The organism is Sphingomonas sp. 28-62-20, assembly GCF_002281505.1.
In genome coordinates this window covers 29,277-49,033 of the sequence record NZ_NCGH01000018.1, presented here as the reverse complement: position 1 = coordinate 49,033, position 19,757 = coordinate 29,277, and the positions used below count along the sequence as shown (strand labels likewise).

At 63.1% G+C, this 19,757-nt stretch carries 16 protein-coding genes and 1 pseudogene; 7 read left to right on the top strand and 10 right to left on the bottom strand.

The annotated features are described in order from the left end of the window. The first annotated feature begins 31 nt into the window (after positions 1–31). Positions 32–1,588: a glutamine-hydrolyzing GMP synthase gene (guaA, locus tag B7Y43_RS14885; RefSeq protein WP_374132457.1), complete on the top strand. Its 1,557-nt coding sequence runs from the start codon at positions 32–34 to the stop codon at positions 1,586–1,588. Between the two features lie 14 nt (positions 1,589–1,602). On the opposite strand, the gene B7Y43_RS14880 is transcribed toward guaA, so the two are convergent. The 8 genes and pseudogenes from B7Y43_RS14880 to B7Y43_RS14845 all read right to left on the bottom strand — a co-directional run bounded on the left by B7Y43_RS14880 (position 1,603) and on the right by B7Y43_RS14845 (position 10,605). Further along, on the bottom strand, positions 1,603–2,691 hold the full coding sequence (locus tag B7Y43_RS14880) for an AI-2E family transporter (protein ID WP_374132456.1): 1,089 nt from the start codon (positions 2,689–2,691) through the stop codon (positions 1,603–1,605). Next, positions 2,688–5,257, bottom strand: a pseudogene (locus B7Y43_RS14875) (cation-translocating P-type ATPase). Before B7Y43_RS14875 ends, B7Y43_RS14880 begins: the two are co-directional and overlap by 4 nt. Continuing rightward, positions 5,241–5,972, bottom strand: a complete 732-nt coding sequence (locus B7Y43_RS14870) for a cytochrome c3 family protein (protein WP_374132455.1) — start codon at positions 5,970–5,972, stop codon at positions 5,241–5,243. Before B7Y43_RS14870 ends, B7Y43_RS14875 begins: the two are co-directional and overlap by 17 nt. Beyond that, positions 5,969–6,556 (bottom strand): hypothetical protein, encoded by a 588-nt coding sequence (locus tag B7Y43_RS14865; RefSeq protein WP_374132454.1) that lies wholly within the window; start codon positions 6,554–6,556, stop codon positions 5,969–5,971. Before B7Y43_RS14865 ends, B7Y43_RS14870 begins: the two co-directional genes overlap by 4 nt. Next, complete coding sequence (locus tag B7Y43_RS14860) at positions 6,553–7,767, bottom strand: 2Fe-2S iron-sulfur cluster-binding protein (RefSeq protein ID WP_374132453.1); 1,215 nt, start codon at positions 7,765–7,767, stop codon at positions 6,553–6,555. The genes B7Y43_RS14865 and B7Y43_RS14860 overlap by 4 nt, the downstream gene beginning before the upstream one ends. A 30-nt stretch (positions 7,768–7,797) precedes the next feature. Then, positions 7,798–8,538, bottom strand: a complete 741-nt coding sequence (locus B7Y43_RS14855; RefSeq protein WP_374132452.1) for a cytochrome b/b6 domain-containing protein — start codon at positions 8,536–8,538, stop codon at positions 7,798–7,800. 61 nt (positions 8,539–8,599) lie between these two features. Further along, positions 8,600–9,910 (bottom strand): sensor histidine kinase KdpD, encoded by a 1,311-nt coding sequence (locus B7Y43_RS14850; protein WP_374132451.1) that lies wholly within the window; start codon positions 9,908–9,910, stop codon positions 8,600–8,602. Positions 9,911–9,918: 8 nt separating this feature from the next. Beyond that, the gene (locus B7Y43_RS14845; protein ID WP_374132450.1) at positions 9,919–10,605 is read right to left on the bottom strand and encodes a response regulator transcription factor; all 687 of its coding nucleotides are present in this window, start codon (positions 10,603–10,605) and stop codon (positions 9,919–9,921) included. Between the two features lie 389 nt (positions 10,606–10,994). Here B7Y43_RS14845 and B7Y43_RS14840 point away from each other — a divergent pair, with 389 nt between their 5' ends. The 6 genes from B7Y43_RS14840 to B7Y43_RS14815 all read left to right on the top strand — a co-directional run bounded on the left by B7Y43_RS14840 (position 10,995) and on the right by B7Y43_RS14815 (position 17,664). Then, the gene (locus B7Y43_RS14840) at positions 10,995–11,825 is read left to right on the top strand and encodes a sulfite exporter TauE/SafE family protein (protein ID WP_374132449.1); all 831 of its coding nucleotides are present in this window, start codon (positions 10,995–10,997) and stop codon (positions 11,823–11,825) included. 95 nt (positions 11,826–11,920) lie between these two features. Then, on the top strand, positions 11,921–13,111 hold the full coding sequence (locus B7Y43_RS14835) for a pyridoxal phosphate-dependent aminotransferase (protein ID WP_374132448.1): 1,191 nt from the start codon (positions 11,921–11,923) through the stop codon (positions 13,109–13,111). Between the two features lie 306 nt (positions 13,112–13,417). After that, positions 13,418–14,245 (top strand): TorF family putative porin, encoded by an 828-nt coding sequence (locus B7Y43_RS14830; RefSeq protein WP_374132447.1) that lies wholly within the window; start codon positions 13,418–13,420, stop codon positions 14,243–14,245. Between the two features lie 97 nt (positions 14,246–14,342). Next, entirely contained in the window at positions 14,343–15,413 is a 1,071-nt protein-coding gene (gene pyrC / locus B7Y43_RS14825; protein ID WP_374132446.1) for a dihydroorotase, read from the top strand. Positions 15,414–15,415: 2 nt separating this feature from the next. Continuing rightward, entirely contained in the window at positions 15,416–16,357 is a 942-nt protein-coding gene (locus tag B7Y43_RS14820) for an HPr kinase/phosphorylase (protein ID WP_374132445.1), read from the top strand. Positions 16,358–16,419: 62 nt separating this feature from the next. Next, positions 16,420–17,664, top strand: a complete 1,245-nt coding sequence (locus B7Y43_RS14815) for an NAD(P)/FAD-dependent oxidoreductase (RefSeq protein ID WP_374132444.1) — start codon at positions 16,420–16,422, stop codon at positions 17,662–17,664. Here B7Y43_RS14815 and B7Y43_RS14810 read toward each other — a convergent pair. Continuing rightward, the gene (locus B7Y43_RS14810) at positions 17,585–18,982 is read right to left on the bottom strand and encodes an ATP-binding protein (RefSeq protein WP_374132443.1); all 1,398 of its coding nucleotides are present in this window, start codon (positions 18,980–18,982) and stop codon (positions 17,585–17,587) included. The two genes, B7Y43_RS14815 and B7Y43_RS14810, sit on opposite strands and share 80 nt — an antisense overlap. After that, entirely contained in the window at positions 18,979–19,689 is a 711-nt protein-coding gene (locus B7Y43_RS14805; protein WP_374132442.1) for a response regulator transcription factor, read from the bottom strand. The genes B7Y43_RS14810 and B7Y43_RS14805 overlap by 4 nt, the downstream gene beginning before the upstream one ends. Between the last annotated feature and the right edge of the window lie 68 nt (positions 19,690–19,757).

The window sequence follows — 19,757 nt, the reverse complement described above, 5'->3', positions numbered from 1 at the left end:
CCTTCATCGTTTTGGGCCGTTATCTGACGCCATGAACCAGCATCCCGACTCCATCCTGATCATCGATTTCGGCAGCCAGGTGACCCAGCTCATCGCCCGCCGTGTGCGTGAGGCGGGGGTGTATAGTGAGATCGCTCCCTTTAACGCCGCCGCCGCCGCCTTTGCGCGGATGCAGCCAAAGGGCGTGATTCTGTCGGGCAGTCCGGCTTCGGTGCTGGATGCCGATAGTCCGCGCGCGCCGCAGATCGTGTTCGATAGCGGGGTGCCGGTGTTGGGCATTTGTTATGGCCAGCAAACCATGATGGCGCAGCTCGGCGGCGAGGTGCAGCTCGGCGATAGCGGCGAGTTTGGTCATGCCTTTATCGAGGTGCAGGATAGCTGCGGGCTGTTCAACGGGCTTTGGACAGAGGGCGAGACGCATCAGGTGTGGATGAGCCATGGCGACAAGGTCACCAGCCTTGCCCCCGGTTTCCGCACGGTCGCGACCAGCCCCGGCGCGCCCTTTGCCGTCATCGCCGATGATACCCGCCAATATTACGCGATGCAGTTCCACCCGGAGGTGGTCCATACCCCCGATGGCGGCAAGCTGATCGCCAATTTCGCGCGCCATGTTTGCGGGCTGGCGGGCGACTGGACGATGGCGGAATTTCGCCAGACCAAGATCGACGAGATCCGCGCGCAAGTGGGAACGGGCAGGGTGATTTGCGGCCTGTCCGGCGGGGTCGATTCAGCCGTTGCCGCCGTGCTGATCCATGAGGCGATCGGGACACAGCTCACCTGCGTGTTCGTCGATCATGGGCTGATGCGCAGTGGCGAGGCCGATCAGGTCGTGGGCTTGTTTCGCAACCATTATAATATTCCGCTGGTCCATGTGAACGCGGAAACACTGTTTCTGAACGGGCTCAAGGGCCTCACTGACCCTGAGGCGAAGCGCAAGTTCATCGGTGCGACCTTTATCGAAGTGTTCGAGGCCGAAGCGCGTAAGATCGGCGGCGCGGAGTTTCTGGCGCAGGGGACGCTCTATCCCGATGTGATCGAAAGCGTGTCGTTCACCGGCGGGCCATCGGTCACGATCAAGAGCCACCATAATGTCGGCGGTCTGCCCGAACGCATGAACATGAAGCTGGTCGAGCCTTTACGCGAATTGTTCAAGGACGAGGTCCGCGCGCTCGGGCGCGAGCTTGGCCTGCCCGATATCTTTGTCGGGCGGCATCCGTTTCCTGGACCTGGCCTGGCGATCCGTATCCCGGGCGAGGTGACCAAGGAACGCTGCGATATTCTGCGCAAGGCCGATGCGATCTACCTTGAGGAAATCCGCAATGCCGGGTTGTACGATGCGATCTGGCAGGCGTTTGCGGTGCTGCTCCCCGTTCGATCGGTGGGCGTGATGGGCGACGGGCGGACCTATGACAATGTGCTGGCGCTGCGTGCGGTGACGTCAACCGACGGGATGACCGCACAGGCGTTTGAATATCCCGGCGGATTCCTGCCGCGCGTGGCGACCCGCATCGTCAATGAGGTCAAGGGCATTAACCGCGTGACTTACGACTATACCAGCAAGCCGCCCGGCACGATCGAGTGGGAATGAGGCGTTAATCTCAGTCAATCAGCCGGTCTGTCGGTAGCGTTGCTTGCCGGGGTATTAGCGTGAATTTCCCAAACCGCCATGAACAGCGCGGCGATGACGGGGCCGATCACGAAGCCGTTGAATCCCATCAGCTCGAAACCGCTGAGCGTTGCGATCAGCACGACATAATCGGGCATACGGGCATCGCGTCCGACCAGAATTGGCCGCACGACATTATCGACGCTGCTGATGATGAAAAAGCCGCACAGAAACAGCGCGACGCCGCGCCAGACATCGCCGGTGGCGAGGAGATAGACGGTGACTGGCACCCAGATAAGGCCCGTACCGATCGCGGGGAACAGCGAGAAAATCGCCATCGCCACACCCCAGAGCAAGGCGCCGCTGATCCCGAGCGTCCAGAACATGACCCCGCCGACCAGCCCCTGCAGGATCGCGACGATTATGCTGCCCCTGATGGTCGCACGGACGACGGCGACGAAGCGCGCCACCAGGAAACGTCGCTGATCGACCGGCAGCGGCAGGCTGCGCTCGACCATCATGGTCAGGGCTTGGCCGTCGCGCAGCAGGAAGAAGGTCAGGTACAGCATCACGCCAAGCGAGAGGAAAAACGCGATCGTTCCCTGCCCGACCGTAAACGCCTGCCGTGCCAGCGTCTGGAAACTGCTGGCGATGCCCTGGCCGATCCGGTCGCGCACGGCGTCAAAATCGCCCAGACCCATATCCACGAGCCAAGCGCGCACGAACGGCGGCAAATGGCGCTCCGCTGCGACGAAGCCGCGCCCGATGTCGATCTCGCCCGACTGGACCTGGCCATAGATCGCCGTCGCCTGGCTGAGTAATGCGACCCCGAGCAGCATCGCCGGGATGATCGCGACCGCCATGATGATCACCAGGGTGATGATGGCGGCGAGACTGCGGCGCTGCGGGATCCGCGCCAGCACCTGCGCGTTGAGTGGCGTGAACAGGATCGCGGTGATCACGCCCCACAGGATTGCCCCGATGAACGGCCCGATCAGCCAGACAAAGGCGACGGTGACGAGCAAGAGCAACAAGGGCATGAAGCTGCGCTCAAGAATGGTACGGGCGTCAGCCGGTTCGGTCATGCGTGCCCCATCCCGTTGGCCGCGACGAGTCCCGAGCGCACAGCGAGCAGGCGGCCGACCAATGGCTTGGCCCCCTCAAGCACGACCAGCAGCACCGCGCCCAGCCCGAGCGCCAACGCCATATCGCTCCAGGCGATCGCTCCGAATTTGAGCAAGACCTGCGCAGAAGGCAGGAAAAGGATCAGCGCGGTGATGGCGGCAATCGCCAGGACGACATAGCGCAATGCCGCGTTATGCCGCGACACGGCCTCCCCCAGCGACGCCCCGAAAGAGCGGTTCACCAGGATCAGCGCGATTAGCTCGGCGATCAGCGCGAAGAAAATCAGCGCGCGCAACTCGGCATCCGCCATCCCGCTCCAGGTCTCAACCAGGAAAACAGTCGAGAGCATAATGAACGCCATCCCCCCTGCACCACGCTCCACGCGATCATCCCGATCGAGAAGAGCGGTTCGTTCGGGTCGCGCGGTGGTCGTGCCATGATATCATCCTCGTCGCGTTCCGCTTCAAACACCAGCGCGCAAACGGGATCGATCACCATTTCAAGCAGCGCGATATGGATCGGCCCGAACAACAGCGGCAGGCCGAAGAACAGGGGCAACAGCGCCAGCCCCGCAATCGGCACATGCACCGCGAAGATGAACGCCATCGCCTTGCGGATATTGTCGTAAATCCGCCGCCCGAGCCGGACCGACTCGACGATCGACCCGAAATCATCGTCAAGCAAAACGATCGCCGCGGCTTCGCGGGCGACGTCAGTGCCGCGTTTGCCCATTGCCACGCCGATATGCGCAGCCTTCAGTGACGGCGCGTCGTTGACCCCGTCGCCGGTCATCGCGACGATCTCGCCGAGCGCCTTATAGGCTTGCACGATCCGCAATTTTTGTTCGGGCATGATGCGCGCGAAGACGGTGACCGCCTTGAGCCGATCGGCCAACGCTGCATCATCGAGCGCGTCGAGTGCCGTGCCGGTCAGCACTTCGCCATCGGCAATCCCCGCCTGCGTCGCGATCGATCGCGCGGTCGCGGCATAATCGCCGGTGATCATCACGACGCGGATGCCAGCGCTGCGGCATTCGGCAACGGCGGCGGGAACGCTGGCGCGCAGCGGATCGGCGAGGCCGACCAGCCCGGCCAGCACATACTCATAATCGAACTGGCTCTCCCGCCAGGTGCTGTCGGGCGGGGTGGCAGTGGCGACCGCCAGTACCCGGATGCCGCGCCCGGCCATCGCCTCTACTGCGGCGGTCATCGCGGTGCGGTCGGGCGCGGCGAGCTGGCAAAGGTCGGCAATTGCCTCGGGCGCGCCCTTGGTGGCCATCGTCAGCGTGTCGCGCTGTTGCCAGATGTTGGACATCGCCAATAGGTCGGGGCGCAGCGCATAGGCATGCACCAGCGTGTCGCCGGTGGCGGCAATTGCGGGGACAGCCGTGCGGGCCTCTTGCAAGGCGATCTCCATCGGATCGCTTGGCTGCGCGGCGCTGGCTAGCGCGGCGGTTTCGATCAGCCTGTGCCACGCTGCGGGGGTGGCGATATCAGCGCCGATCGCCAAAGTCTCGCCCGATGGCAGCCAGAGTTCGGCGAGCGACATGCGGTTTTCGGTCAGTGTCCCCGTCTTGTCGGTGCACAGCACGGTCGCCGAGCCCAGAGTCTCGATCGCGGCGGCGCGGCGCGTGAGCACGCCGACCTTGCCGATCCGCCACGCGCCCATCGCCAGAAACACCGTCAGCACGACCGGAAATTCTTCGGGCAGCATCGACATGCCGATGGCGATGCCGGCCAGCACTGCTTCGATCCAGCCACCGCGGAGCAGCCCGTAGAGCAGCACCACGAGCAACGCGACCGCCGTTCCGCCCGCCGCGCACCAGGTTACGATCCGCGTTGTCTCGCGGCGCAGGCGCGGCGCTTCGGTGTCTAGCGTTGCCAGCGATTGCCCGATCCGGCCGATTTCGCTGCGTGGCCCTGTTGCCAGCACCCGCGCAATGCCGCTGCCGCGCGTGACGAGCGATCCCGAATAGACATAGGGCTGGCCATCGCCGCCGGGGCGGTGCGCGCCGTTCGCATCGCCTGCCGCAACCTGCTTCCCGACCGGTAGCGATTCCCCGGTCAGCAGCGACTCATCGGCCTGGAGGTCGCCTGACTCGATCAGCAGCGCGTCGGCGGCAATCCGGTCGCCCTGTTCCAGGACGATCAGGTCGCCCTTCACTACCTCTCGCCCCGGCACGTGCAGCCGAATGCCATCGCGGATTACCAAAGCGCGCGGCGCGGACAGATCGCGCAGCGCCTCCAGCACATGTTCGGTGCGCGCTTCCTGCACGACCGTGACGACGACTGAGAAAGTCGCAAACCCCAGCAGGATCAGCGCCTCAGTCAAGTCACCGAGCAGCAGATAGGCAGTACCGCCCGCCAGCAGCAGCGCCAGCATCGGCTCGCGCAACACCTCGACCGCAATGCGCCAGACCGATCGTCGCCCGGTCTTTGGCAATTCATTGGACCCATCGGCTGCCAACCGGGCTGCTGCTTCGGCTGAAGACAGGCCGCAGCGATCGGGGTCAGTCGTCTCCGCCACGCTCGCCCCCTTCGCGACCCTCGCCGCCCTCGCCCGAACCGCTGCGATGGCAACGGACGCAATTGGCGATGTCGCGGATACCTTCCTCGGCGTGGATGGCGTTGATCCGGGCAGGGCTGTGCTCGTGACAGCTGTAACACGTGTAGCGGGTGAAATTGCCGTCTGTATGGCACGTCGCGCAGGTGGTCTTGTGCGGACCGATCAGTGCGAAATAGCGGCTATGGTCGAAGGTAGCGGGTTTCCACCCGGTCTGGGCGTGGCAGGCCGCGTAGTTGGTGCCCGCCTGCGCATGAAGCGGCGTTTTCGGTGCGCGGTGGCAGGTGGCGCACTGGTCGCGCACCTCGGGCCGCAACAGCGTGTGCGCGAAGCGTTGCTTTGTCGCCTTGACCAATTTGGGCCCGCTATGGTCGCTGTGGCAGGCTAGGCAGTTGGGTTCGGTCAGCGATTGGTGAAAGGCAACGGCATCGCCGTCTTTGCGCATTAATCTGCCCGTCGTGGTGCGGATGCCGATCTCGGCAAGCGTGTGGCAAGCGGTACAGCGCTGAACCGATACGCCCCTGAAGGGCGCATGGCAGGCGAAGCAATTGTTGGCAAAACCCGCATGCGCCGGGATCAGCGGACCGGGCGCGACCATCTGTTGCGGAAAGATAAAGGCAAGCGCGATCAGCCCGCACAGATTGGCGGCGATCAGCCAAAGCGCCCAGCGGCGTATCATTGCCACCCCCAGAACAGGAAGATCGCGATGATATGCGCCAGCGCCAGCACGCTGAACGCCAGCGTGATCGGCAGATGGACGACGCGCCATGACTTGACCATGTCGAAGGTCAGGCTGTCCCAATAGGTCCGCTCTTCGAGCTGCTCGGGCGACAGGCCGCGCGCGCGCAGCCGGGTGCGGGTCGCCTCAAGCCGCTGGCGCGATCGGCCGAGTAGATATTTGCCGGTCAGCCCGCTGGCGATGTTGATCAGCATTGCCCCCACCGCCAGCCAGGCGAGGATCGCGTTGAAATGAATGCCCGCGTGAACCAGGATCAGCAGCGATCCGGCCCAGGCGAGCCGTTCATGCCAGTGGAGCAGATCGGCAGGCTTGCCTGATGAGATCAGCTTGCGCTTGCGCATCGAATAGCCCGACGAGGCGAGGATGAGTAGCACACCGGGGATGCCCAGATAGCGCCCGATCCAGACGGCATTGGCCAGATGCAGACCGGCATCGAGCGCGAGTGTCCCGCCGGCTAGGGCGGCGAGCGACAAGTAGAACGGGATCACGTCCCGCTGCATCAGGCTGGCGCGGATGCCGGTCATGCGTTGAGCACCAGATCGCCGACCGGCGCGCCGATGCAAAGGAGGCAATGGCCCTTTGCGACGTCAAAGGATGGCGGCTGGGCGTAGCGCACCTCGCCCGAGGTGACTGCGGTGTCGCAGCTTCCGCAACTCCCGGAGCGACAGCCAGAGAGGACGGCCACGCCATTGCGTTCGGCAAAATCGAGCAAATTGGTCTCCTCGCCGGTCCAGCTGAGCGTCCGGCCCGATCGCGTGAAGCAAATTTCCAACGGATTGGCGAGGGGGGTGGGCGCGACGTCCTCAGCCGATTCAATCGATGCCGGGCCGAACGCTTCATAGCGCACCGCATCGCTCGCCACGCCCCATGCGCGCAGCGCCGGGACCAAGCTCGCCATCATCGGTGGCGGCCCGCAGACATAGAAATGATGCTCGCCGTGCGGCAGGATGCGCCGCAGCAAGGCGACATCGATGTAGCCGATCGCGTGGTAGCGATCGCCCTTGGCTTCGAGCGGCAAGGGCGCGCTCTGGACGATGGTCAGGTGGAAATTGGGGTGCCGCTCGACCATCGCCAGCAGATCGGCCTCGAACACCAGTTCCCGGCTATCGCGAACGCCGTAGAACAGGTGGATCGCGCGGTCGGCCTTTGCAGCAAGCGCTGCGCGCGCCATCGCGAACAGCGGGGTGATGCCGATGCCGCCCGCGATCAGCACAGCGGGAATGCTGGCGTCGTCGTCGAGGACAAAGGCCCCTGCAGGCGCGCGCAGCTGAAGGATCGTGCCTGCGGCCACATGGTCGTGGAAATAGCTGGAGACGCGGCCCGGCGGCAGATCAGGGTGATCAGCGGGCGCGGGGATACGCTTGATGGTGATGCGATAGGCCAGTTTGTCGGGGCGATCGGACAGCGAATAGCAGCGCGTGAAGGTGCCAATTATGCCGCGCGCGTCGGGCAGTTCGAGGTGAAGCGTCAGGAACTGGCCGCCCTGGTACGGCGGGAGCGGCTTGCCATCGACTGGCTCCAGATAGAAGGAGCTTTGGCTGATCGCGTCGTCCTCATCATCGCGCGATCGCACCCGAAACGCGCGCAGGCCAGCCCAGGCGGCGTTGGGCACGGCGCGGGTCGGTATGGCCTGCACCGATGGCGGCCGGGGACGGGATGCTGCGAAGATGATCGCCGCAATTACCTGCACCGCAAGCGCAGCGCAGATATAACCGGCGAGCGCGAGCGCAGTCATTCTCGTCTGCGCTCGGGCTGGAGCAGACGCCTAGTCATTGTCGCCCGCGCCTTCGCCCGCTTCACCACCGCCATTCTCGCCCGCTTCGGCATGCGCGCCGGGCGAGAACGCGACCGGATCGACCAGCGTGATGCCATAGGCAGCGGCACCAATCGCAACCGTCGCGATGGGAAGCCCGAGCGGCGTGGGCGACCGCGCATCAGAAATGCCGGGGTGGAGGTCTGCGCGCTTGCGACCCGTGATGAAGGCGCGGATCAGGTTATCCTTGGTCATCAGCGACATTGCGATCACCGCAATCACGTGCAGCGCGATCAGGCCGATCAACACATTCGCCAATGTCTCGTGCAGGCCGCCTTCGGCTTCGCCCTGCATCGTCGCGCCGGTATAGATGATGCCGCCGACCGTGCCGAGCAGCGCGATGATCGCCACCCCGCCCAGCGCATTATGGCCAATCGTCCGTTCGGGTTTGCCCGAAAACAACCCGCCGACATGATGGGCAATCTCGCCCGGCTTCAGGAAATCAGCAAAGCGCGCATGCTCGCCGCCGACAAAGCCCCATACCAGGCGAAAGGCGATCAGCAGCGCCGCGACCCAGCCGGCCGGAATATGCCAGGGGGCAAGCGCGCTGCCTTCCTCCGACGACAGAAACGCCAGCAAAATGGTCCCGACCAGCACCCAGTGAAAGACGCGGACCGGGACATCCCAGACCCGAACAGTAGCGGCAGTGGTGGGAGCGGTGATGGGCAGCGGGGAAATCGAAAGATCGGGCATGGTCACCTCCGTGGAGGCGAATGCTTCGACCCAATTGCTGACACAAACCTGACAGCGGCGGCTATCGATCCTCGTCGGGTGCGGCGAAGGTCACGCGGAACAGCGCACCGCCACCGGATGCATTGTCGACTGTGATGGCGCCGCCATGGGCCTGCGCCAGCCGCTGGACGATACCGAGCCCCAGCCCGGCGCCATCGGTTTTGCGCCGGTCCTTGCGCCAGAAGCGTTCGAAGATGTGCGGCCGGTCTTCGTCAGCGATGCCGGGGCCATGGTCACGCACGCTGAGCTGTGGCCCCGGGCCGGCGGTCACCTCAATCGGCGTGTCGCCCGGCGCATGCGCCAACGCATTGTCGATCAGGTTGCGATAGATACGATAGATCGCCTCGGCATGGCCGAGCGCACGGGTGTCGCCGACGCTCTCGAAGCGCAGGTCGCGCTCTGCTGCGAACACCTTGGGGGCCATCGCTGCCACTACCTCGCGCCCGATATCGGCGAGATCGACGAGGACATCGGGCTCGACCGCGAGCGCATCGGCCTGGGCAAGATCGAGCATCTGCCCCACCAGCCGCGCCATATGCTGGGTGTCGGCCTGCAGATCATCGCGAAGCGTGCTGGGCGGCAATTTGTCGAGCGACAGCTGCATGATCGACAGCGGCGTGCGCAGTTCGTGCGCGGCATTGGCGGTGAAACCGCGCAGGATCGCCATCGTCTCGTCGAGCCGGGTTAGCGCGCGGTTGACCGCGCGGACCAACGTATTGACCTCGCGCGGCTCGGGCGCTTCGGACAAGCGTCGCAAGACATTGTCGGCATCGAGCGCATCGACCTCAGCCTCAGCCCGCCTGAGCGGTTGCAGCACGCGCCGGACGGCAACGATATTGAACAGCAGCAGGAGCAGCGACAAGGGGATCAGCGGCAGCAACACATGCTGGACGATTTCGTTGAAGATCACCGGCACATAAGGGGCGATGCCATCGCCTTCGAACTGCATGAACAGCCAGCGCGACCGCCCGTCTTGATCGATGGTTCGCACCCCCGAAATGCGAAATCCCCCAGCGATGCGCTCGCGCCGGGTCCAGTCCATCAGCACACCGGGGCGTGATTGCCCGGCGATCGTGGCTGGATCGATATAGCGGGCAGACCAATGCTCGGCCCCCGGTGGCCCGATCGTCAGGTCGGCCGAGTTTTCCGCGCGGTGCGCCTCCAGCGTCAGCAATTCCTGCGCCAGCGATTCCGGCTGGCGGCTATAGGTGACGACGACGATCCCGATATCGAGCAGCGCGAACAGCAAGGTGAAGGCGGCCAGCCGGGTGGCGATCTGCCGAAACAGCGTTGGCCCCGACGGTCCTTTGCGACTGTTACCGGCCCTGTCCATGGCCCGCTTTAGCCATAAACGGTCATCGGTGCGAACAGCGCATAGCCGACACCATGGACGGTGCGAATCTGGATGTCTGCATTGGCCCCGGTCAGCCGTTTGCGTAACCGCGAGATGCACGCCTCCAGCGCGTTTGGCGTCACCTCCGCATCCATCGAATAGAGCGCACCTTCCAGCGCTGGCTTGGCGACGACATGCCCTGCGCGCCGCAACAGGCATTCGAGCAGATCGACCTCGCGCGGGGTGGCCTCGACCGGCAGCCCCGCCACTTTCACGCTGCGTTCGGCTGAATGCAGCAGGACATTGCCCACACTGAGTTCGGTGCCCAACGAAGCCCCTGGTCGGCGCAGCAGCGCCCGGCAGCGGGCGGCAAGCTCGGGAATCTGGAACGGCTTGACCAGATAATCGTCCGCGCCGGCATCGAGCCCCAGCACCCGATCATCGAGCCCGCCACGCGCGGTCAGGATCAGGATCGGCACCATATCGTGCCGCCGCCTAAGCCCGCGCACCAGATCAAGCCCTTCGCAATCGGGCAGGCCGAGATCGAGCAGCATCAAATCATAGTCGTTGATCTTCAGGGCGTGTTCCGCACCACCGACGGTTTCGCACCAGTCGACTGCAAAGCCCTGTCGGTCGAGCCCCTCGCGGATGAGGCTTGCCAGACGGGCATTATCTTCAACCAGCAACAGGCGCATTGTCGGTGTCCGTCCTTTCGACTGTTCCCTTGTAGCCCGTAATCATCGCCAGCGGCAGGGGCGCCAATCAGCGCAGAAAACTGCTTGCCGGTACGCGGTAGATTTATCCTGCTGCGCCCCTGGCCTGACGAAATGCTGACAGCGTTTGGGAAATTGTTGGAACGTGGCTAGCCACGTCTGGGCCAGTTCCATCCCGGCAGCACTTGGCCGTTCATCTGCGCTGCGATCCTGGCCGCCCGGCCGATTGCGACGCGAGCAGGGTGCCTTGGACATTAGCGATTGCAATTCCAAAAGGGCATGGCCAATCTTGCGGCGGGCAGGGGCGCGATGTGATGTCGCGTGATACTGCTATTGCGCGGGAGAGACCCGGATTTTCAAAGGGGTCTCGTTTGGTTGATTTACTGCTTAATGCGGGCGTGCCGTTTGCAGCGCTGATCGTGGCTGGGCTGGTCGCCGGTTTTGCGGCGGGCCTGTTCGGGATTGGCGGCGGTTTCATCGTCGTCCCAGCGCTGCTGGTGGTATTGCCCCTGTTTGGCGGCGATAACGCGCAGCTTGCGCATGTCGCCATCGGCACCTCTGCCGCTACGATCATCATCACCTCCATTCGATCGCTGCGCTCGCATGCCCGGCGCGGTGCGGTGGAGTTTCCAATTCTGTGGAGCTGGGCACCCTGGCTGATCATTGGCGATGCCGTTGGCGTGCTGCTGGCGGGGCGGATTGATGGCCATATTCTGACGATGATCTTCGCGATTGGCGTTGGGTTGATGTCGCTGCTGTTTTTAATCCCGCACCTGGCCGACCATAAATTTGGTGATGATATGCCAGGTATCGCCCCGCGCGTTGCGATTGCGGGCGGCCTTGGGACCTTTTCCGCCCTGCTGGGCATCGGCGGCGGCACGATTGCGATCATGGTGATGACGCTGTGTGGCCGGTCGATCCACCGGGCGATTGCGACGGCGTCGGGCATTGGCGCGCTGATCGCCATTCCCAGTGCCATTGGCTTTGTGCTGATCGGACTTGGTGAGGCCGGGCTGCCCTGGGGATCGCTTGGCTTTGTCAACGTGCCGGCGGCGGCGGCGATCACATCAATGTCGATCCTGACCGCACCGCTTGGCGTTGCGGCAGCGCATAGCTTGCCCGCAACCCCGCTGCGGCGGATTTTCGGGCTCTACCTTGTTTTCATTGCGATTGTGATGTTCCGCAATGCAATGAAAATGTGATGAGTGACGATGTGACTGACCAAAAAGCGCGCCGGGTATCGCCGGCGTCGATGAGCGATGAGCGATAAGGCCAACAGCTAAAGGGAGTGATCAAGATGACCGATGTGATGACCGAGCCGACCGCCTTGATCCTGCCGCCCGAAGCGCAGGATGATTTGTTGACGCGCGGCTTTAATCGGCGCGACCTTGCTCGTTTCGCGGCTGTGTTTGGCGTGGGCGCGGTGGCGGCGACGACGGGGCGCCCGGCCTGGGCCGCCGCCGGTGTGCCGGATCCTGCTCCCAGCGCCAAGACCCGCATCGGTGCCAATGAATGCTGGACCGGGCCGCTGATGCCGGGCCAGATCGCCGCCAGCAAAATGATTGCGCATAGCAACCGTTATTCGCCGCATGACGAACGCGGCGATTTCATCAAGGCGGTGATGGCGATTGAAGGCGTGCCCTATGATCATGTCGCCCCCTGGCCTGGATCAAGCGATCCCTTGTCGCGCGCGGTGATCAGCTATTGTTCGCCGACCAAAGGCCTAGTGACGGCGGATCCGACCTTTGAACTCGCTGGCCGCACCGCCGAATGGATTGGCGCGCCGGTCAAGCGGGTGCCGCTGACCCCGGATTTCCGCCATGACGTGAAGGCGATGCTGGCGGTTGATCCCAATGCCGGCCTTTATTATATCTGCACGCCCAACAACCCGACGGGCACCATCACACCGATTGCCGACATTGAATGGCTGATCAAGAACAAGCCCGAAGGATCGATGGTCCTGGTGGATGAGGCCTATACCCATTTCGCCGGGGTGCCGGTCGCGTCATCCTTTGTCGTGACGCACAAGGATGTGATCGTCCTGCGGACCTTTTCGAAAATCTTCGGGATGGCCGGCATGCGGATGGGCTTCATCATGACCAACCCCGCCAATATCGCCAAGATGATGCGTTATGATGGCGGCATGCAATCGGGCGCGTTGCCGCTGCCCTCGCTTGCCTGCGCGACGGCCAGCCTGACGGCCAAGACGCTGATCGCGGCGCGCAAGGCCGAAATGGAGCAAGCGCGGGGTATGACGATTGATCACCTGAAGGCGCGCGGCCTGTCGGTGGTGCCCACCAATGCCAATATGGTGATGATCGACTGGAAGACCAAAGCCGCCAAGGAAGTGCAGGCGGCCTTCCGCACGCAAAGCGTGGAAATTGGTCGGTCCTGGCCAATCTGGCCGACCGTATCGCGGATTACCGTGGGATCGATGACCGACATGAAGAATTTCTGCATGGCACTCGACAAGGTTTGGGTTGCCTGAATGTGATCGCCCGATCGATTGCAGCCATTAAGCCGGGTGCCCCGTTGGCTGGGCATCCGGCATTTTCTTGGCCGGTGCCGCGGCAGCGAGGGGTTCGGGCACCGCTTGCGGAAGTAAAGCGATGCTGCACTGCAACACAATGCTGACATAGTCGATAGAACCACAATTTGTTATAAACAAGTCATTATTGAGCCATATATCTGCGTCAGGGTTTCTAGGTTGTTCCGATGCTTCTCCCGCCTTCTACGGCGAGAGTGGCGACGAGGCAGGCGCAGGCGGGACCTCAATCTGGCAACAGGAGATCCCATGAAGTTATCAGTTTTCACCACCGCTAGCACTGTCGCCGCAGCGATGTTGATCATCGCGCAGCCTGCTGCTGCCCAGGAAACCGAAGCGCCCAAGGCACTGACCGTAACGGGCTCGATTGCGCTGGTCTCAGATTATCGTTTTCGCGGCGTTTCCCAGTCCGACGAAGAGCTTGCCGTGCAGGGCGGCTTCACCGTCACGCATGAAAGCGGCCTCTATGCCGGGACCTGGGCATCCAACCTTGCTGGTTGGGGCGCTTTTGGCGGTTCAAACAGCGAGCTCGACCTTTTTGCTGGCTACAAACGGCCCATCGGCGGCGCGACGCTCGATGTCGGTTTGACCTGGTATGTGTACCCAGGCGGCGCAAGCAACACCGACTTTGCCGAGCCTTATGTCAAGCTCAGCGGCACGGTGGGGCCAGTGTCGGTGCTCGGTGGCTTTGCTTATGCGCCCAAGCAGCGGGCGCTCGGCAATTTCTCGAACACGCCGTTCAGCCGTGGCCAGTCCGACGATAATATTTACGTCTGGGGTGATGCCAGCGTTGGCATCCCGAGAACGCCAATCACCGCAAAGGCGCATGTTGGCTATTCGGACGGTAACCCAGGGCTTGGCCCGAACGGCACCAGCGTTGCACCGACCGGGAAATATGTCGATTGGCTGCTCGGCGTTGACGCAGTGGTAGGACCCTTGGTGCTCGGTGTTGCCTATGTCGACACGGACATCACGTCGGCGGAATCGGCGTATCTGTTGCCGAATTTCAGCTCGACCAAGGATGGCGGCCCGATTGCCGGCCCACAGGTCGTGTTCTCGGTTTTGGCAAGTTTCTGATCGGTTGATCCCGCAAGGGGTTTGCCCTTGCGGGATCCCGCCGTTGCGTCGTGCGGGCGGCAATGGACTTTGCGCGACGGTCGGGTAAATGGCGGTGATGGCTGCTGATCCGCTTTCGCCCGATCGACTTATCCTTCGTCGGCCAGATGACTGGCACGTTCATCTGCGCGATGAGGCAATGCTGGCTGGCGTTGCAAATTTTACCGCCCGGCAGTTTGCACGGGCGATTGTGATGCCCAATCTCGTGCCGCCCGTGACGGACCGGGCAGCCGCATCGGCCTATCGGGCGCGGATCATGGCGGCGGTCGATCCTGGCCTTGGCTTCACGCCATTGATGACCTGCTATCTCACCGATCATAGCGATCCCGATGAGGTTGAGCGCGGCTTTACCGAGGGTGTTTTTGCGGCTGCCAAACTTTATCCCGCGCATGCCACCACCAACGCTGAACATGGCGTCTCCGATGTCAGCGCGATCAGCGCGGTGCTGGAGCGGATGCAGAAAATCGGCATGCCGCTGTTGCTGCACGGCGAAGTGACCGATCCTTCGGTGGACATTTTCGACCGGGAAGCGGTGTTTATCGATCGCATTTTCTCCCGGATCAGCGCCGATTTTCCGGGATTGAAGACAGTATTTGAACATATCACCACCGCTGATGCGGTGGCCTTTGTTGAGGCGAGTGGCCCGCTGGTTGCAGCGACGATTACGCCGCATCATTTGCGGATAAACCGCAACGCGATGTTCGAAGGCGGCATCCGGCCGCATTTTTATTGCCTGCCTGTCGCCAAGCGCGAGCGGCACCGGCTCGCCCTGCGCCGGGCGGCGATTTCGGGCTCGCCGAAGTTTTTCCTGGGCACGGATTCGGCGCCGCATGAGGTTGGCCGCAAGGAATCGGCCTGTGGCTGCGCCGGTTTGTTCAACGCCCCCTTCGCAATTGAAAGCTATGCTGCGACCTTTGAGGAGGAGGGCGCAATCGATCGGCTGGAGGCTTTCGCCGCCGAGCATGGACCGCGCTTCTATGGGCTTCCGCTCAGCGATGAACGGATCGTGCTGGAACGCGTGCCGGTGACGGTTCCCGCAATCATCGCCACGCCCGATGCGGGCAATCTGGTGCCCTTTCATGCCGGGGATATCCTGCCCTGGCGCTTTGCTGGCCTTGCGCCTGCGTGACCATGGCTGAACCTGGCGATCGACCGCCGGTCTATCGATACCGTGTTTCGGGATTAACTGTTCAAAGCGATCTTGCCCTGCCCGGGTTGCGCCGACTGGCAAGCGATGCGCCGCCCGATGTGACCATCGCGGCCGGCGTCGTGCCAACCATGCTCCCTGATCCCGTGCTACTGCGGCCGCGATTGCAGCTTGGCGCGACCCAGGCGTTGTCGCTGCGTCCCGGCATTGGGCGCTTCCTGATCGAAGGCGGCAGCATGATCCATTATGCTGCTGAACCCGATGCCGCGCCGGAAGAACTGACGATGTTCCTGGTCGGTACGGTCTTTGCGGTGCTGCTCCATCAGCGGGGCGACATCGTTCTGCATGCCAGCGCGATTGCGGTTGGCGGGTGCGCCGTGCTGTTTTGCGGGCGATCGGGCGCTGGCAAATCGACGCTCGCCGCGGCGCTTGCTGAACAGGGATACCCGCTGCTATCCGACGATCAATGCGCGATTGCCCTGGATACGGCATCGCGGCCGATGCTTCGACCTGATGGGCGCCAATTGAAATTATGGACGCCCTCGATCGCGGCGCTGGCGCTGGACGGGCGACGGCAAGGCGCGGTGCCGATCAATCCCAACAAATTTTATGTCGATCCCGCCCAGCGGAGCGAGGACGCTCTGGCGATCGGCGCGATTTATCAATTGTCCGAAAGCGATTCTGGGGCGGCAATTGAGGTCAAGATTCCTAATCTGGCCGATCGCACCGCGCTGCTGGTTGCCAATGCTTATCGCCCGGTGCTGATGCAACGCATGGGGCGTAAATCCAGCTATCTCCAGGCGAGCGCGGCGATGGCGGGCCAGATCGGGGTATTTCAGTTTGTTCGGCCAAAGCAATTTGCGGTCATGCCCAGGATGCTCGGCGTGCTCGCCGAGCATTGGCAGGACATCGGGCTGGTCGCCTAGCGCGGCTTGCGATCCGCTGTCCAACCAAGGATAGCGGCAGAACAATTGGTAGAGGATGCGGTGTGGATCAGGCAGATATAGTCATCGTCGGGGCAGGGCATGGCGGCGCGCAGGCGGCGATTGCGCTCAGGCAACAGGGCTTTACCGGCTCAATAGCGATTATCGGCGAAGAGCCCGAACTGCCCTATGAACGGCCGCCGCTGTCGAAAGATTATCTGGCTGGCGACAAGCCCTTTGAACGACTACTGATCCGCCCAGCGGCGTTCTGGTCAGAACGGCAGATCGATTTTCGGCTGGGCATGCGGGTCAACGCAGTGCTGCCAGAGGAGCATCGGGTCACGACCGAGGATGGCCAATCATTCGGCTATCGCACGCTCATCTGGGCGACCGGCGGCGCGCCGCGAAAGCTGACTTGTCCGGGGGCAGAGGTGGCGGGCGTCCATTATGTCCGCAGTCGCGCTGATGTGGATCAGCAGATCGCTGAATTGGCGTCGGTAAGCCGGGTCGTCGTCATTGGCGGCGGCTATATCGGGCTTGAAGCGGCGGCAGTGCTCAGCAAGCTCGGCAAGCAGGTGACGGTGGTCGAAGCGCTTGATCGCGTGCTGGCCCGTGTCGCCGGGGAACCGCTGTCGCGCTTTTTCGAAGCCGAACATCGCGCGCACGGCGTCGATGTGCGGTTGGGCGCGATGGTCGAGGCGATTGAGGGCGCGAACGGCCGGGCAATTGGCGTCCGGCTGACGGACGGCGAGCTGATCGGTTGCGACATGGTGGTGGTGGGGATCGGCATCATTCCCGCTGTCGCGCCGCTGCTGGAGGCAGGTGCCGCAGGGGGCAATGGTGTGCTGGTTGATGCGCAGTGCCGCACCAGCCTGCCCGATATCTTCGCGATTGGCGATTGCGCGGCCCATGCCAATCGCTTCGCCGGGGGCGCGGTGATCCGGCTGGAATCGGTCCAAAATGCCAATGATCAGGCAACAATTGCCGCCAAGGCGATCATGGGCGGTACTGATGGCTATGACGCAGTGCCGTGGTTCTGGTCCAACCAATATGATCTGAAGTTGCAGACGGTCGGTCTATCGACGGGCTATGATCATGTGCTGGTGCGTGGGGACCCCGCCACGCGCAGCTTCTCGGTCATCTATTTGCGTGATGGGCATGTGATCGCGCTGGATTGCGTCAACATGATCAAGGATTATGTCGCGGGGCGGGCGTTGGTGGTTGCTGGCATTACGACGGGGCTGTCACCCGATCCGATCCAGCTGGCCGATCCACTGATCGCCTTGAAGACGCTGGCTGCGCCCGCGTAACCGCCTTGGCCATGGGGAGGTAGATCTCCGCACGCAGCCCGCCTTCGGCGCGGTTCGATAGCGTCATCGTCCCGCCCTCATCCTCAACGGCGCGCGAGACGATTGATAGCCCGAGGCCAAAGCCGACGGTGTCGCGCTGGCGGGCGGTGTCGAGCCTGACAAAGGGTTTAAGGACATCAGCCAGCTTGTCGGGCGGGATGCCGGGCCCGTTATCTTCAACATAGAGGCGGATCGCATCGCCATCGTCTTGCAGCGTCAGCATCACCGATGATCCGTGGTGCAGGCCATTATCGACAAGATTGGTGATGGCGCGCTTGATTGCCGATCGACGGATCATCACCTCAAGATGATCAGGGCCGACATAGCTGACATTGGCGCCATGATCGGTCGCATCATCGGCAATAGTCGCGCATTTTACCGCAAGGTCGACGCGGGTTGGCGTTTCTGGATCCTCGTCGCCGCCCAAATAGGCGAGCAACGATGAAACCATCGCTTCCATTTCATCAATATCTTCGCGGATCGCGTCGCGTACTTGTTGCTCCTGAACGCCATCGGCGCGCAGCTTAAGCCGCGAAAGCGGCGTCCGCAGATCATGACCGACCGCGAACAGCGCCTGAGTGCGATCGTTGATCAGCCCATGGATACGGCTTTGCATGCCATTAAAGGCGCGAATCACCTGCGCGACATCGGTTGGCCCTTCTTCCTTGACATAGACTTCGACGCCGCTGCCGGTTTGGTCGGCGGCGGCTGCCAACCGGCGCAGCGGCTGCAATGTCCGTTGCATCAGCAAACCCGCCATCAGCACCAGGGCAATTGCTGGTGCCAGCGCGAGCAGGACCCGTTCGGTAATGACGCGCACATTGGCGACAGGTTCCTGGGTGCGAAAATACAGCCAGCTATGGTCGGCGAGGTGAAGCCCGCCCGTGACCACGGATTTGCGGCCTGGCGATTCGAGCCAAATCCGCAGGTCAGTGCTGCCCAGCGTCGGTTCCCATGCCACAATTTGCTTTGTCATCCCAGCGAGCGCCGTTGCCGATGGCGGCGGCGGGTGCGGTGTAGTCTGCCACTGGACCAGATAGTGGCCGGTGCTCAGCGATGCCGCAAGCTGCGGCCGTTGGGCGACGGGTGCTGCGGACACCAGTTGCTGGGTGATCGCCAGATGTTCGGCAATGCGGCGCGCTTCGTCATCGCGCACCGAAAATTGGCTGTCGCGCTCGTAAAGGATTGTGCTGATGCCGAATTCGATAATCACCGTCAGCAGCAGGATCGCCACAATCTGCCCAAGGACCCCGGGCGATGGACGGACGAACTTGATCAACGACGCTCGACAGGGACGTTCAGCATATACCCAATCCCGCGCACCGTGATGATCGGCGCATCACGGCCGGCGCTGGAAAGCTTGCGGCGCAACCGGCTGATCAACACGTCGATGCTGCGATCCGAACTGTCGCCAAGCCGGGTCCGCGACAATTCGATCAGCCGATCACGGGCGATCACGCGCTGGGCGTGATCAAGCAATGTTACCAGCAGATCGAACTCTGCGCCGGTCAGATCGACGCTGGCACCGCTGGGTGAGCGTAATTCGCGGCGGGGCAGGTCAACCACCCACCCATCAAAAACAATGGTTTTGGCTTCGCCATCGCCCTTGCCCCGGTCAAGCGCGGGACGGCGCAGCACTGCGCGGACGCGCGCGACGAGCTCACGCGTTCCAAAGGGTTTGGCAATGTAATCGTCCGCGCCCAGCTCAAGACCGACGACCCGGTCGGTCTCGCTCCCCCTGGCGCTGATGAAAATGATCGGCACATCGCTTTGCTGGCGCAGCGACCGGCACAGATCGATGCCGTTGGTGCCGGGCAGCATGATATCGAGCAGCACGAGATCAACCGGCCCTTGATCAAAGGCCAACCACATTTCGGGAGCGGCGGCCGCAGGGCGGACGGTATAGCCGTTTTCCTGCAGCGCTCGGGTGGTAAGCGTGCGAAGCGCTGGGTCATCTTCAACCAGCAGAATCGTTGGGGCCGTCATACAAGATCGCCTAGTTTCATCGAACAGAAGTAGGGGGAGCGTTCCGGAGCGTCAACGGAGTGCGGTTC